The 16,083-nt window shown below is 71.1% G+C and carries 9 protein-coding genes; all 9 read left to right on the forward strand.

Annotated features, from left to right (window positions below):
* On the forward strand, positions 1-247 hold a 247-nt coding region (gene bldG, locus ACWD5F_RS43025), incomplete at its 5' end, for an anti-sigma factor antagonist BldG (RefSeq protein ID WP_451261601.1).
* A 116-nt stretch (positions 248-363) separates the two neighbouring features.
* Positions 364-795 (forward strand): ATP-binding protein, encoded by a 432-nt coding sequence (locus tag ACWD5F_RS43030; protein ID WP_123998665.1) that lies wholly within the window; start codon positions 364-366, stop codon positions 793-795.
* Between the two features lie 320 nt (positions 796-1,115).
* Complete coding sequence (locus ACWD5F_RS43035) at positions 1,116-3,524, forward strand: sodium-translocating pyrophosphatase (RefSeq protein WP_401718877.1); 2,409 nt, start codon at positions 1,116-1,118, stop codon at positions 3,522-3,524.
* A gap of 217 nt (positions 3,525-3,741) precedes the next feature.
* Positions 3,742-4,332: a small secreted protein gene (locus ACWD5F_RS43040; protein WP_401718874.1), complete on the forward strand. Its 591-nt coding sequence runs from the start codon at positions 3,742-3,744 to the stop codon at positions 4,330-4,332.
* 194 nt (positions 4,333-4,526) lie between these two features.
* Positions 4,527-6,044 carry a DUF7059 domain-containing protein gene (locus ACWD5F_RS43045; RefSeq protein WP_451261603.1) on the forward strand — a complete coding sequence of 506 codons (1,518 nt, stop codon included), beginning with the start codon at positions 4,527-4,529 and terminating at the stop codon, positions 6,042-6,044.
* Positions 6,045-6,293: 249 nt separating this feature from the next.
* Positions 6,294-8,936 (forward strand): protein kinase domain-containing protein, encoded by a 2,643-nt coding sequence (locus ACWD5F_RS43050; RefSeq protein WP_451261604.1) that lies wholly within the window; start codon positions 6,294-6,296, stop codon positions 8,934-8,936.
* 141 nt (positions 8,937-9,077) lie between these two features.
* Entirely contained in the window at positions 9,078-9,275 is a 198-nt protein-coding gene (locus ACWD5F_RS43055; RefSeq protein ID WP_451261605.1) for a hypothetical protein, read from the forward strand.
* A 245-nt stretch (positions 9,276-9,520) separates the two neighbouring features.
* Positions 9,521-12,352: a type I DNA topoisomerase gene (gene topA, locus ACWD5F_RS43060; RefSeq protein ID WP_451261606.1), complete on the forward strand. Its 2,832-nt coding sequence runs from the start codon at positions 9,521-9,523 to the stop codon at positions 12,350-12,352.
* 146 nt (positions 12,353-12,498) lie between these two features.
* A complete protein-coding gene (gene tmk / locus ACWD5F_RS43065; RefSeq protein ID WP_451261607.1) occupies positions 12,499-15,825 on the forward strand; it encodes a dTMP kinase in 3,327 nt (1,108 codons plus the stop codon).
* Positions 15,826-16,083 lie beyond the last annotated feature (258 nt).

The following is a 16,083-nucleotide window of genomic DNA, read 5'->3' on the forward strand; positions in this document are numbered from 1 at the left end:
GCAGTTGGTCGAGCTGGTGAACGACGGGAGTTTCCACCTCGTCGTCGACATGGAGGGCGTCGACTTCCTCGACTCCACCGGGCTCGGCGTGCTGGTCGGCGGCCTGAAGCGGGTGCGTGCCCATGAGGGCTCGCTGCGCCTGGTCTGCAACCAGGAGCGCATTCTCAAGATCTTCCGCATCACCGGCCTCACCAAGGTGTTCCCGATCCACACCTCGGTCGAGGAAGCGGTGGCGGCCACCGACTGACCACCGTCCCACGGAGCGGGAAAGGACCGCTCCAGGACGGAAGAAGTACCAACAGGGGGTCCGGGCTTTCGGCGGCCCGGTCCCCCGACAGCACGCCCGAAGTCTTAGGGGGATGCATGGCCACCGTTGAACTCCGCTTCAGCGCGCTGCCCGAGCACGTCAGGACCGCCCGACTGGTGGCGGCAGCGGTGGCGCGCAGGGCCGGAGTGGACGAGGCCGTCCTCGACGAGGTCAGACTCGCGGTCGGCGAGGCCTGCACCCGTGCCGTGGGGCTGCACCAGAGCGGTGGCATCACCGCCCCCGTGAAGGTGCTGCTGATCGAGGAGGAGAAGCAGTTCTCCATCGAGGTCGGCGACGAGGCGCCGCATGCGGCCCCCGGTGACAGCGCTTCGGGATCGGCGGGCGACGATGTGGACATCGAAGAGGACGAGATGGGTCTCGCGGTCATCAGCGGGCTCGTCGACGATGTCGAGGTGACCGCAGGAGAGCACGGCGGATTGATCCGCATGACCTGGCCGACCACGCCGCCGGCCGCGGTCCTCTCCTGAGTTCACCCCAGTTCAGCCATTGAACTAACTCTCGTACGATCTTCAAGGGCCCTGCTGAGCAGGGCCCTTGGTGTTTTTCAGTCGCACCCCGGGAATTCGTGAATCAATTCACGATCAATGGCCCGATAATTCGATCAAGCGCCGGTGCAGGCGTCAATGCCTTCGGGGCATTACTCCATTCGGGTTCCGTGGCGCGTTGTCGATCATTTGCTGTAGGGCATGTGAAGGCTAATTCCGTTTACCGCGCTCTGTTTTGATCAGGTGCGGGTACCTAGAATCCGTCCACATCTTGAGCTCAGCACAGGCGTCAAGGAGGACGAATGGCGGGGCTTTCTACCCCTCAGCAGTTGGATCACCCCACAACCCTCGCAGCAGCGGTACTGACCGACGGCAACCGGGTCATCGTGATCGTGATCGCGGTGGTCGCCCTGGCCGCGCTCGTGGTCGCGGGCGTCCTGGTACGCCAGGTGCTCGCGGCAGGCGAGGGCACCGACAAGATGAAGGAGATCGCGTCGGCGGTCCAGGAAGGCGCCAACGCCTATCTGGCCCGACAGATGCGCACACTGGGCGTATTCGCCGTCGTGGTCTTCTTCCTGCTCATGCTGCTGCCCGCGGACGACTGGAATCAGCGCGCCGGACGATCGGTGTTCTTCTTGATCGGCGCGGGGTTCTCGGCGGCCACCGGCTATATCGGCATGTGGCTCGCCGTGCGCAGTAATGTGCGGGTCGCCGCGGCGGCCCGGGAAGCGACCCCGGCGGAGGGAGAACCGGAAAAGGATCTCATCACCGTCTCGCACAAAGCCATGAAGATCGCTTTCCGTACGGGCGGCGTCGTCGGCATGTTCACGGTGGGGCTCGGTCTGCTGGGCGCCTCGTGTGTGGTGCTGGTGTACGCGGCCGACGCGCCGAAGGTGCTCGAAGGCTTCGGCCTCGGCGCCGCGCTGATCGCGATGTTCATGCGTGTCGGCGGCGGCATCTTCACCAAGGCCGCCGACGTCGGCGCCGACCTGGTCGGCAAGGTCGAGAAGGGCATTCCGGAGGACGACCCGCGCAATGCCGCGACCATCGCCGACAACGTGGGCGACAACGTCGGCGACTGCGCGGGCATGGCGGCCGACCTCTTCGAGTCGTACGCCGTGACCCTGGTGGCCGCGCTGATCCTCGGCAAGGCCGCCTTCGGCGACTCCGGACTCGCCTTCCCGCTGATCGTGCCCGCGATCGGCGTCGTCACCGCCATGATCGGTATCTTCGCGGTCGCCCCGCGCAGGACCGACCGCAGCGGCATGTCCGCGATCAACCGCGGCTTCTTCATCTCCGCGGTGATCTCACTCGTACTCGTCGCGGTGGCCGTCTTCGTCTACCTGCCCGGCAAGTACTCCGACCTGGATGGCGTCACCGATGCCGCGATCCGGGCCAAGGACGGCGATCCGCGGATCCTCGCGGTCGTCGCGGTGGCGATCGGCATCGTGCTGGCGGCCGTCATCCAGCAGCTGACCGGCTACTTCACCGAGACCACCCGCCGCCCGGTGCGCGACATCGGCAAGACCTCGCTCACGGGGCCCGCCACCGTCGTCCTCGCCGGAATCTCGCTGGGACTCGAATCGGCCGTCTACACCGCCTTGTTGATCGGCCTGGGCGTCTACGGCGCCTTCCTGCTCGGCGGTACGTCGATCATGCTCGCGCTGTTCGCGGTCGCGCTGGCCGGCACCGGCCTGCTCACCACGGTCGGTGTGATCGTCGCCATGGACACCTTCGGACCCGTCTCCGACAACGCGCAGGGCATCGCGGAGATGTCCGGCGACGTCGAGGGCGCGGGCGCGCAGGTGCTCACCAACCTGGACGCGGTCGGCAACACCACCAAGGCCATCACCAAGGGCATCGCCATCGCCACCGCCGTCCTGGCCGCGTCGGCGCTCTTCGGGTCGTACCGGGACGCGATCACCACGAACGTGGCGGACGTGGGCGAGAAACTCACCGGAGCGGGTGCGCCACTGACCCTCTCCATGGACATCTCGCAGCCCAACAACCTCGTCGGCCTCATCGCCGGCGCCGCGGTCGTCTTCCTCTTCTCGGGGCTGGCGATCAGCGCGGTGTCGCGGTCGGCGGGCGCGGTGGTCTACGAGGTGCGGCGGCAGTTCCGCGAGCACCCCGGGATCATGGACTACACCGAGAAGCCGGAGTACGGGCGAGTCGTCGACATCTGTACGAAGGATGCTCTTCGGGAGTTGGCCACGCCGGGTCTGCTCGCCGTGATGGCGCCCATCTTCATCGGGTTCACGCTCGGTGTCGGCGCGCTCGGTTCGTATCTCGCCGGCGCGATCGGCGCGGGCACGCTGATGGCGGTGTTCCTCGCCAACTCCGGTGGCGCGTGGGACAACGCCAAGAAACTCGTCGAGGACGGCAACTACGGCGGCAAGGGCAGTGAGGCCCATGCCGCCACCGTGATCGGCGACACGGTCGGCGACCCCTTCAAGGACACCGCGGGACCCGCGATCAACCCGCTGCTGAAGGTGATGAACCTGGTGTCGCTGCTCATCGCGCCCGCGGTCATCAAGTTCAGCTACGGCGCCGACAAGAACCTCGGCGTCCGGATCACGATCGCGGTCCTGGCGTTCCTGGTCATCGTCGGGTCGGTCTACATCTCCAAGCGGCGCGGCATCACCATGGGCGACGAGGAGGAGGACGGGGAGCAGAAGACCAAGTCGCCGGATCCCGCGGTGGTTTCGTAGGCGGTCCCACGACACGGTCCGACCGGGCCGGGCCCAGGTCCGACCCAAGGGGCGGGCGGGAGGCGCGCGTTGACGCGTCGACCGCCCGCTCTCGTGTGTGTGCGTCCTTTTCGTGAGCCTTCTCTCTCCTGGTGCAAATGGCTTCAAAAGCGTCTGTAGTGGATGCCCGGCATACGGCTGACGTCTGTGCGGCGTGTATGTTCCGGGGCCGAGAGCCATGGAAGGGACCAATCCGGTGAACAAGAAGCTCACGGCCGCGCTGTCCGGCGGTGCGGTACTGGTACTGGCGCTGTCGGGATGCAGCAGCGACGACAGCAACGCGAAGCTGGATGCCTGGGCCAAGCAGGTCTGTGACGCGGTGCAGCCGCAGGCCAAGAAGATCGAGGCCGCCAACGCCGCGATCCAGCAGCAGACCTCGGACAACAGCACTCCGGAGGACGTCCAGAAGACCGACGCGCAGGCTTTCCAGGACATGTCCGACGCGTACAAGGCGATCGGCGACGCCGTGGAGAAGGCCGGGGCGCCGGATGTCGACGACGGTGCGAAGAAGCAGACGAACGCGGTGAAGGAACTCGACGGGATCGCGACGTCGTACGCCTCCTTGAAGACGCAGGTCGACAAGCTCGACACCAAGGACCAGGCGAAGTTCGCCGATGGTCTCAAGGACATCGCCACCTCGCTCGACAAGCTGGGGCAGAGCGGGAACGACGCGCTGAAGACGCTGGAGGAGGGTGACGTGGGGAAGGCGATGGCCAAGCAGGCCACCTGCAAGAGTGCGTCGGCTTCTTCCTCGTCCACGGCCAGCTGAGGCCTGTACCGGATACGGGTGCGGGTGGGGTCGGCGCTGAGGCTGGAGCGGGTTGAGCCGGGCCCGGCGTTGCAGGCTGTGCCCACCCGTTCCGCCCTGCGGAACGACTGCCCACAGCAGTAGCGGGTAGGGGGGCAGGGCTGTCATGGGCGCACTACTGCGCGATCAGTCGGCTGCCCGGACACAATGGGGGCGTGAGTAATTCAGGCCTGCCCACTCTGCCCGATTCCGATCGTTCCGATGTTGCCGCTCGGCTGCGGGATGCCCTGCTTGGCGCGTCCTTCACCGCCGACGGGCTGCTCGATCTGCTCGGGGCCCCCGCTTATGCGGCGCTGGCCCGTAGCGAGACCGTGCCCGCGCTCAGGGCGACCAGAGGGGACACCCCGCTCGCGGTGCTCGTACGGCTGTTCCTGTTGCAGCAGCCCGTGCCGCACGCACGCGTGGAGGGCGTTCTGCCTGTCGCCGCGTGTCTGGAGGCCGGGTGGCTCGTCGCCGTCGGTGCGGACGAGGTCGCCGCGACCGTGGACGTGCGGCCGTACGGCGGGCCCGGCGGTGAGGACTGGTTCATCGTGTCCGACCTGGGGTGCGCGGTCGGCGGCGCCGGCGGGATCGGCAGCCGCGAGGAGGGCGTCGTCCTGGGCGTCGGCGGCGCGTCCACGACCCTCGCGGGCATCACCGTGCGTACGCCCGTCCCGGCCGCCCTCGACCTCGGTACCGGCTCCGGCATCCAGGCGCTGCACGCCTCGCGGCACGCCACGCGCGTGACGGCTACCGACGTCAACCCGCGCGCGTTGCACATCACCGCGCTCACGCTGGCGCTCTCCGGCGCGCCCGCCGCCGAGCTGCGCGAGGGCTCGCTGTTCGAGCCGGTCAAGGACGGGGAGACGTACGACCTGATCGTGTCGAACCCGCCGTTCGTGATCTCGCCGGGCGCGCGGCTGACCTACCGCGACGGCGGGATGGGCGGGGACGATCTGTGCCGCACGCTCGTTCAGCAGGCGGGGGAGCGGCTGACCGAGGGCGGGTTCGCGCAGTTCCTCGCCAACTGGCAGCACGTGGAGGGGGAGGACTGGCAGGACCGGCTCCGGTCGTGGGTGCCGCGCGGCTGCGACGCCTGGATCGTGCAGCGCGAGGTCCAGGACGTCACGCAGTACGCCGAGCTGTGGCTGCGGGACGCCGGCGACCACCGCGAGGAGCCGGCCGAGTACCAGGCGCGGTACGACGCGTGGCTGGACGAGTTCGAGGCACGCAAGGTGCGGGCCGTGGGCTTCGGCTGGATCACCCTGCGGAAGACGGATGCCGCCGAGCCCTCGGTCCTCGCGGAGGAGTGGCCGCACCCGGTCGAGCAGCCGCTCGGGGACGCCGTACGGGCGCACTTCGAGCGGCTCGACTACCTGCGGGCGCACGATGACGCGGCCCTGCTCGAGGAGCACTTCAGGCTGTCCGCGGAGGTCATCCAGGAGCAGGTCGGGCTGCCCGGCGCCGAGGACCCCGAGCACGTGGTGCTGCGCCAGCACCGCGGGATGCGCCGGGCGACCAAGGTGGACACCGTCGGCGCGGGGTTCGCGGGCGTGTGCGACGGCTCGCTGAGCGCCGGTCGCATCCTGGACGCGATCGCCCAACTGGTCGGCGAGGACCCCGTCCTGCTGCGCGACCGCACGCCCGCCCAGATCCGCCTCCTGGTGGAGCAGGGCTTCCTCGAACCGGCCTGAGGGCTGTCGCCGTCCTGAAGGCTGTCCTGAAGTCCGCCCCGGATCCGGCCGGATTCCGGTCCGTTCCGGGTCCGCGTACGCCGGGCGCGCGTCACGGCTGGGGCACGCCCGCACCCCTGATGCCCCTGTGTCCGACCTGATGTGATTGGCCCCGAAAAGGTCTGCTGTCAGTGGTGGGTGCGAAGCTATCTTCGAGGGACAGGGCCGCACGCGTTCTCGGGGGAGGCGCGCTGTCTCGGGGGAGGCGTGATGGCGGGGGAGACGCCGGATCAGGGCGAAGACAGGATCATCAACGGCCGGTACCGGTTGACGCGGACGCTCGGTGCGGGCGGCATGGGCCGCGTCTGGCTCGCGTACGACGAGGAGTTGGCCTGCGAGGTCGCGATCAAGGAGATCGCGCTCGCGGACGTGCCGACGGACCCGAGCGCGCCTTCGCAGCGCATCGCGCGCGCCCGCAGCGAGGCCCGGCACGCGGCCCGCCTGCGCGGCCACCCGCACGTGGCGACGGTGCACGACGTGGTGATGCACGAGGGGCTGCCCTGGATCGTCATGGAGTACGTGCCGGACGCGGTCGACCTCCAGGCGCTCGTACGGCGGACGGGGCCGCTGTCGCCCGTCCAGACGGCCCGCATCGGGCTCGCCGTGCTCGACGCGCTGACCGCCGGGCACCGCATCGGCATCCTCCACAGGGACGTGAAACCGGCCAACATCCTTCTGGCGTCGGACGCTTCGGGCGACCCCTACGCGCGCGTGCTGCTCACCGACTACGGCATCGCGCTCCAGCCCGAGTCCCGCGAGCCGCGCCTGACCGCGACCGCCGGCATCCTCGGCACGCCCGGCTACCTCGCCCCGGAGCGCGCGCGGGGCGAGCCGCCGACACCGGCCGCAGACCTGTTCTCCCTGGGCGCCACGCTGTACGCGGCCGTCGAGGGCCGCGGCCCCTTCGACCGCCACGGCGACTACGCCACCCTGACGGCCCTGCTCGGCGAGGAACCCACCCCGGCGGAGCGGGCCGGTGAACTGACGCCGGTGCTCCAGGGGTTGCTGGTCAAGGACCCCGTCCGCAGGTCGTCGCCCGAGACGGCCGCGCGGGGGCTGGAGCGCGTGGTGCGGGGGGCTCCGCCAGGGGCGGCCGACGGGGGCGTGGGATTCGGGCCACCGGTCGGGTACGTCCAGGGTGCGCCTCCCGGGTACGTCGGCGGCCCGCCACCGGGGTACGTCAGCGGTCCGGAGCCTGGCTACGTCAGCGGGCCCGCGCCCGGCTACGTCAGCAGTCAGCCGCCGGAGTACGCCGCCGGCTGGAGCGGCGGTCCGGGGGCAGCGGCGCCGCAGACTCCGGGTGCGCACCAGGACCCCGACTCCCCGCGGACACCGCACACTCCGGCGGGCGGTCCCGCCGGTCCGGCCACGCCCGGTGCCACGCCAGGCTCGCCGCCCGGGGCATCGGCCTACGACATGTGGGCGCCGCCCACCCAGCAGCGCGCGGTGGATCCGGCCAATCCGTACGCGCAGCCGCCGCCCGGCACCCCGTACGCGGGTGGTGGCGGTCAGGCGCCGTACGCGGGAGGGTCCACGCCGGCGGGGGCGCCCGGAGGCGCGGGTGGGGCGCCGTACGCCGGGAGCAACACCCCGGCGTCCGCTCCGGGGAGCGCGGGTTCCGGACCGTATGCCGGGGGCGCGGCTCCGGGGTCCGCATCGGGGAGTGCCGGTTCGGGGCCGTACGGCGGGGGTGCCGCTCCGCCGGCGTACCCGCAGGGTGGCGCGGGTGCCTACGGGAGTGCGGGCGCTCCACCGCCGTATCAAGGCGCTGCGCCACCGCCGTACCAAGGTGGCGGCGCGACACCGGCCTACCCGGGCGGCGGCGCCCCACCGACCAACGCGAGCCCCGGCTCCGGTGGTTACTGGAGCGCGGCTGCCCCCACCGCTCATGGGGTCGGTGGTCCGGGTGGGCCCGGTGGTGGTGGGGCGGCGTTGTCTCCGGGGTCGGCCGGGAAGCGGCGGCTGGCGGTTGTCGCGCTTGTCGTGGGGATCGTTCTCGTCATCGCCGGTGGTGCGTGGGGGGTTGCCTCCCTGATCGGCGGCGACGGCGATGACGGCAAGAACAGCGCGGCGACGAAGAAGTCCGCGTCGCCGAGCGCGTCGCGGAGTTCGGTGGCGCCGACCGGGCCGGTGCTGCCGTACGGCGATGTGGTGGGGCTCAGCCGGCCGCTGGAGACCGGGGACTGTGTGAAGGCGGTCTGGTCGGGGACGCCGTTCGCATCGGCGCCGAACCTCGGCGTGGTGGACTGCGCGAACGACTGGCCCGACGGACAGGTCGTGGCGGTCGACACGGCCACCGACTTCGCCGACGCCGGCGCTCAGGGCGCGCGGCGCTGCGAGAGCCAGAGCAGGGCGGTCGTGGACGCGCTGCCGGACGCGGCCGGATACGCCGTCGTACCGACGAAGGAGGGGTTCGGGGCGGCCGACAGCGGTACGGCGTGTCTCGTACTGGGGCGGCATGCGGCGATCGGCGGCGAGGTGGGCAGTTTCCGGGACGCGGGTTCGAACCTGTGGGTCGGTCAGATGAGCGTCGGTGACTGCTGGGAGTACGTGGAGGTTGACGACGGCTACAAGGCGCCGCTCACCGACTGCGTGAAACCGCATACCGACCAGGTCATAGGTGCTGTCCAGGCCCCGGAGAAGATGAGTTTCAAGCAGGGGTCCGAGAACGCGACCAAGCTCTGCGGCAACAAGTTCGAGTCGACCTGGGCGCCGGGGTCGGAGCGGGTCGTGTACGGCTGGGTGGCCGATCAGGACGACTGGGACCGGGGCTTCAGCAAAGTGGTGTGCACGGTGAGTCGCTCGGACAACACGAAGACGACCGGAAAGATACCTGTGCCCGGCTCCGTATGAGCCGGGTGCGGGACGGCCGTCCAGTGAGTCCACAGGCACGTCGGCCCCGCGTTCACCTGGGGTTCGTCTGTGCGCCGTCCGTTCGTGTCAGCCTCCACGGGCCGGGCACGCGCGGACGGGAGAAATGGGGCGAGGCAAGCCATGGAGAGCGGACCTGCGATCTTTGCGGGAGTGGTGTTCGCCCTGTTCGGAGGCGGGCTGCTGGTGTGGACGGTGAGCCGGGCGCGGCAGGGAGAACCGGTCGCGCAGGGTGTGAGTCCGGTCGCATCGGTGACGATCGCGAGTCTCACGTCACTGATCGCGCTGATTCTCGGGGTCTGGTGCTTCACGAGGGTCTGAAAGCGGGCCCGGAGCTGGGACTCCGACAACTGGGAGGTGATCCTCCGGTCAGGCGCGAAAGAGCCGGTGGGTACTCCGGGCGGCAGGAATGGCGGTAGTCGGGTTACCGTTCGAGTGGCCGTTGCGGGCTTTTCCCGTTTGACACGGGGGCGGGATGTACCGTCACACTCCGCAGCGTCACCATGACCCGACCCCGGCTGGAACGCCTGGGGAGGCCCCAGCGTCGACCGGAGAGAAGAGCGAAGTTGTCCCCGACCAGCGAGACCGCACACGGCGGCCGCCGACTCGTCATTGTCGAGTCGCCCGCCAAGGCGAAGACGATCAAGGGCTACCTTGGCCCCGGATATGTCGTCGAGGCGAGTGTCGGGCACATCCGCGACCTTCCCAACGGCGCCGCGGAGGTGCCCGAGAAGTACACGGGCGAGGTCCGCCGGCTCGGCGTGGACGTCGAGCACGACTTCGAGCCGATCTATGTGGTCAACGCCGACAAGCGGGCCCAGGTCAAGAAGCTCAAGGACCTGCTCAAGGACTCCGACGAACTCTTCCTGGCCACCGATGAGGACCGCGAGGGCGAAGCCATCGCGTGGCACCTCCTGGAGGTCCTGAAGCCCAAGGTCCCGGTCAAGCGCATGGTGTTCCACGAGATCACCAAGGACGCGATCCGCGCCGCCGTGGCCAACCCGCGCGACCTCAACCAGCTGATGGTCGACGCCCAGGAGACCCGACGCATCCTCGACCGTCTCTACGGCTACGAGGTCTCGCCGGTCCTGTGGAAGAAGGTCATGCCGCGCCTGTCGGCCGGCCGTGTCCAGTCCGTCGCCACCCGGCTCGTGGTGGAGCGGGAGCGTGAGCGCATCGCCTTCCGTTCCGCCGAGTACTGGGACCTGACCGGCACCTTCGGAACCGGCCGGGCCGGTGACGCGAGCGACCCGTCGTCCCTCGTCGCCCGCCTCCAGGCCGTCGACGGCAAGAGGGTCGCCCAGGGCCGCGACTTCGACTCCCTGGGACAGCTCAAGACCGCGAACACCCTCCACCTCGACGAGGCCAACGCCCGCGCGCTGGCCGCCGCCCTGGAGAACACGCGGTTCGCCGTCCGCTCCGTCGAGTCGAAGCCGTACCGCCGCTCGCCGTACGCGCCCTTCCGTACGACGACGCTCCAGCAGGAGGCCAGCCGCAAGCTCGGCTTCGGCGCGAAGGCCACGATGCAGGTCGCGCAGAAGCTGTACGAGAACGGCTACATCACCTACATGCGTACGGACTCCACGACCCTGAGCGAGACGGCGATCACCGCCGCCCGCGCGCAGGTGACGCAGCTGTACGGCGCCGACTACCTGCCGGCCCAGCCGCGCGTGTACGCCGGGAAGGTCAAGAACGCGCAGGAGGCGCACGAGGCGATCCGCCCCTCGGGTGATCGTTTCCGCACGCCCGCCGAGACCGGCCTGACCGGCGACCAGTTCCGGCTCTACGAGCTGATCTGGAAGCGGACCGTCGCCTCCCAGATGAAGGACGCGGTCGGCAACAGCGTCACCGTGAAGATCGGTGGCACCGCCGCCGACGGCCGGGACGTCGAGTTCAGCGCCTCCGGCAAGACGATCACCTTCCACGGCTTCCTGAAGGCCTACGTCGAGGGCGCGGACGACCCGAACGCCGAGCTGGACGACCGCGAGCGCCGGCTGCCGCAGGTCGCCGAGGGCGACGCGCTGACCGCCGAGGAACTCACGGTCGACGGGCACGCCACCAAGCCCCCGGCCCGCTACACCGAGGCCAGCCTCGTCAAGGAGCTCGAAGAGCGCGAGATCGGCCGCCCGTCGACGTACGCGTCGATCATCGGCACGATCCTCGACCGCGGCTACGTCTTCAAGAAGGGCACGGCCCTGGTGCCGTCCTTCCTTTCCTTCGCCGTGGTCAACCTCCTGGAGAAGCACTTCGGGCGGCTCGTCGACTACGACTTCACCGCCAAGATGGAGGACGACCTCGACCGCATCGCCAGCGGCGAGGCGCAGGCCGTGCCGTGGCTGCGGCGCTTCTACTTCGGCGAGGGCGAGGCGACGGGCGCCGCCGAGGCCGGCAACGGCGACGGCGACCACCTGGGCGGCCTCAAGGAACTCGTCACCGACCTGGGCGCCATCGACGCCCGCGAGGTGTCGTCCTTCCCGGTCGGCAACGACATCATGCTGCGCGTCGGCCGCTACGGCCCCTACGTGGAGCGCGGCGAGAAGGACTCCGAGAACCACCAGCGCGCCGACGTGCCCGAGGACCTGGCGCCGGACGAGCTGAGCGTCGAGCACGCGGAGGAGCTGCTCGCCAAGCCGAGCGGCGACTTCGAACTGGGCGCCGACCCCGAGTCGGGCCACCAGGTCATCGCCCGCGACGGCCGCTACGGCCCGTACGTCACCGAGGTGCTCCCCGAGGGCACCCCGAAGACCGGGAAGAACGCCGTCAAGCCGCGTACGGCCTCGCTGTTCAAGTCGATGACCCTCGACACGGTGACGCTGGCCGACGCGCTCAAGCTGATGTCGCTGCCGCGCGTCGTCGGCACGGACGCGGACGGCGTGGAGATCACCGCGCAGAACGGCCGCTACGGCCCGTACCTGAAGAAGGGCACGGACTCGCGGTCGCTGACGGCCGAGGACCAGCTCTTCACGATCACGCTGGAAGAGGCGCAGGCGATCTACGCCCAGCCCAAGCAGCGGGGCCGCGCGGCCGCCAAGCCGCCGCTGAAGGAACTGGGCGTGGACCCGGTCAGCGAGAAGCCGGTCGTGGTGAAGGACGGCCGCTTCGGGGCGTACGTCACCGACGGGGAGACCAACGCGACCCTGCGCTCCGGCGACAGCGTCGAGGAGATCACCCCGGAGCGCGGCTACGAGCTGCTCGCCGAGAAGCGCGCCAAGTCGCCCGCCAAGAAGACGGCGAAGAAGGCGCCCGCCAAGAAGGCCGCACCGGCCAAGAAGGCGACGGCGGCCAAGAAGACCGCGGCGAAGAAGACGACGACGGCCGCCAAGAAGACGACCACGAAGAAGGCCGCCACGAAGACGGTCGCCAAGAAGGCGACGGCTTCGAACTCGGCGGACGACTGAGAGACGTTCGGGGCGGGGCCCGCAATCGGCCCCGACCTTCACGTTCTGTTCGCGAAACGAACGCCTCGGCATCAGTTTGGTGTCGGGGCGTGCGCACGTTCGGGTGGGCGCCGCGTGCTGTCAGTCCGTCCCGATAGGCTGAAAGCATGACGCGAGCCGAGCAGCCAACGGCCCACCACCCGGCCCCCGACGACGCCCTTGTCGCGGACTCCCGCGAGCGCGCCGTCCGCGCCCTGTTGCGGCAACCGCAGCTGAAGCGATTGTGGAGCGCACAGTTCGTGGGGTCGGTCGGCGACACCCTCGCGCTGCTGGCGCTGGTGCTCCTCGCCCTGCAAGCGGCCATCGCCGAGGGCTCGTTCGGCGGCGGCTACCGAGGCGTGGCGTTCGCAGTGGCGACCGTTTTCGCGGTGCGCGTCCTCGCGACACTGCTCTTCGGCGCCGTGCTGCTGGGCCCGCTCACCTCGCTGACCTCGCACGAGGGCCCGCTGGACCGCCGCTGGACCATGGTCGGCGCCGACGGACTGCGCGCCCTGGTGCTCATCGTCGCGCCCCTGTGGATCGACTGGACGCCGGACGACGCACTGGCCGTCCTCCTGGTCACCGCCTTCGTCACCGGTGTCGCCGAGCGCTTCTGGACGGTGTGCCGCGAGAGCGCGGCGCCCGCGCTGCTGCCGGCCCCGCCCCTGGAGGGCGCGACGGTACGACCGCTGCCGGACCACATGGACGCGCTGCGCCGCCTCTCGCTGCGCACGACCTTCGTGGCGGTCCCCGCCGCCGCCGTCGTGCTCGTCGTGGCGGGGCTCGTCAACAACCTGCTGGGCACCGGGATCGAGTGGTTCGCGCAGCACCAGGCGGCCCTCGCGTCCTACGTCGCGGCCGGACTGTTCGCCGCGTCCCTGTCCGTGGTGACCTTCCTGGAGCTGCCCGACGCCCGTACGCCACGCGCGCGTTCACCGCTGGAGGGCCTGCGCCGCCCCAAGACGGGCACCGGCGTCGACAAGGGCCGGACCGGAGCCATCCCGCTGCTGGTGCCGGCCACCGCCGCTATCGCCGGCGCGATCGCCGCGGCCGTCTCCGTGTCCGTGCTGCACGCCAAGGACCTGGGCGGCGGACCGGTGACGTACGGACTGCTGGTGTTCGGGCTGACCGGCGGTGTCGTCGTCGGCATCCGTACGGCGCCCAAGATGCTGGTGTCGCTGTCGCGGCGCCGGCTGCTCGCGCTGGCGATCGCCTTCACCGGCGTCGCCCTGCTGGCCGCCGGTCTCGTCCCTGACGTCACCACGGTGCTGCTGATCGTCGCGCTGGCCGGCGTCGGCGCGGGCGTGGCCGCCAACACCGGACACACCCTGCTCGACCAGGAGGCCGAGGACTACCGGCGCACCCGCACCACCGAGCATCTGCACGCGGTGGTACGGGTCTTCGTGGCGCTCGGCGCCGTGATCGCCCCGCTGGTCGCCGCCGCGATCGGGCCGCACCGGCTGGAGAACGGCAAGTTCGTGTTCGCGCACGGAGGCGCCGCCTTCACCCTGATGCTGGTCGGCGCGCTGCTGCTGCCGCTGGCCGCGATGGTGCTGGCCAAGGCCGACGACCGCGCCGGGGTGCCGCTGCGGCACGACCTGCGCGACGCGCTGCTCGGCGGCGACGACCCGGTGACGGTCCCCGCGGCGAGCGGCTTCTTCATCGCTCTCGAAGGCGGCGACGGCGCCGGGAAGTCCACCCAGGCCGAGGCGCTCGCCGAGTGGATAAGGGCCAAGGGCCACGAGGTCGTGGTGACGCGCGAGCCCGGGGCGACGCCGGTGGGCAAGCGCCTGAGGTCGATCCTGCTGGACGTGTCGAGCGCGGGACTCTCGCACCGGGCGGAGGCGCTGCTGTACGCGGCGGACCGCGCGGAGCACGTGGACACCGTGGTCAGGCCCGCCCTCGAGCGCGGCGCGGTGGTCGTCTCGGACCGCTACATCGACTCCTCGGTGGCCTACCAGGGCGCAGGGCGTGACCTGTCCCCGACGGAGATCGCCCGCATCAACCGCTGGGCGACCGACGGCCTCGTACCGCATCTGACCGTCCTGTTGGACGTGTCCCCGGACATCGCCCGCGAGCGCTTCACGGAGGCGCCGGACCGGTTGGAGTCCGAGCCCGCCGAGTTCCACGCGCGTGTGCGCTCCGGCTTCCTCACGCTGGCCGCGGCCGACCCCGGGCGCTACCTCGTCGTGGACGCGGGCCAGGAGCCCGAGGCCGTCACGACCGTCGTACGCCACCGGCTCGACCAGATGCTGCCCCTGTCCGAGGCCGAGGTGAAGGCCCAGGAGGAGGCGCGGAAGAAGGCCGAGGAGGACGCCCGGCGCAGGGCGGAGGAAGAGGCCGCGCGCAAGGCGGAGGAAGAGCGGCTGGAGCGCGAGCGCCAGGAGCAGTTGGAGCGGCTGCGCGCCGAGGAGGAGGAGCGCAAGCGGCGCGAGCTGGAGGAGGCGCAGCGGCGCGAGGCCGAGCGGCAGGCGGAGGAGGCCCGGCTGCGTGCCGAGGAGGCCCGCCGTCGCGCCGAGGAGGAGCGCGTCCGGCTCCTCGCGGAGGAGAAGGCCCGCGCCGAGGAAGAGGCCCGACGCAAGGTCGAGGAGGAGCGGCGCCGCAAGCAGGCCGAGGAAGAGGCCCGGTTGCAGGCCGAGGCCGAGGCCCGGCGCCTGGAGAAGCAGCGCAGGGCGGAAGAGGCCCTGATGCGGGCCGAGGAGGCACGGCGGCTGGCGGAGCGGGCCGCGGCTGCGGCGGAGGCGGGGCCCAAGTCGAGGCCGGAGCCTTCGGGTGCGCGGCCGGAGGCGACGACTGTGCCGACGCCGGTGGTGTCGCCGACGGAGGCCGCGGACGCGTCCAAGGGGTCGGGCGGGGCGAAGGCTTCTGGCGGGCCGGCCAAGTCCGGTGGGTCGGTGGACGATACGGCCGTGTTGCGGCCGGTGCGTGAGGACGCGCGGGACGATGAGCAGGGCTCGGGCGGTTCTGCCGGCAAGGAGTCCGCGTCCGAGGTGACGGCGCAGTTGCCGCAGCCGCCGGCTCCCGCGGGGGCCGCCGACGAGACGGCTGTGCTGCCGCCGGTGCCGCCGGGTGCGGCTGATGAGACGGCTGTGCTGCCTTCGGTCGGGTCGGGTGCGGCGGACGATACGGCTGTGCTGCCGCCCGTGACGCCGGGTGCGGCCGACGAGACCGCCGTCCTGCCGCCCGTTCGGGGCGACCAGCCTGCGGACCGGGTTCCGCCTGGGTTCTTCCGGGAGGAGCAGGCGCAGGCGCCGTCCGAGCCGGGTGAGGACCGTACGCGGGAGATGCCCCAGGTCGACGCCGAGGGCGCGCCCAAGCGGCGGCCGCGGTCGGACTGGGCCGAGGAGACGCCGTTGGACGATCTGCCGTCGCTGGCGGACGAGTTGCTCGGCCCGCGGGACGACGACGAGATCGACGACGGGCGTGGACGGCGCGGTTGGGGACGGCGGGGCTGAGGCCGCTGTCTGCGGGGGCCTGGGTTGACGTTGGTTGTTCGGCCGGCTGCGTGGCAGTCGGCCGCTGCCCTCGCCGGCTCGGGCTCAGTCGCTGGCTCGGCGCCGGCTCCTGGGCTGAGGATGGGTCCCGGTCGTTCGGCCGGTTGTCGGGTCGGCGGCCTGGTTCGAGGCGGCTCGGAGCCCCGTTCGGAGGCAGCGCAGCGCCCCGCTCGGAACCCGTTGTCAGTGGTGGCCCGCACAATGGAAGCCGCATCGCGA

It is taken from the genome of Streptomyces sp. NPDC002499 (assembly GCF_053595415.1).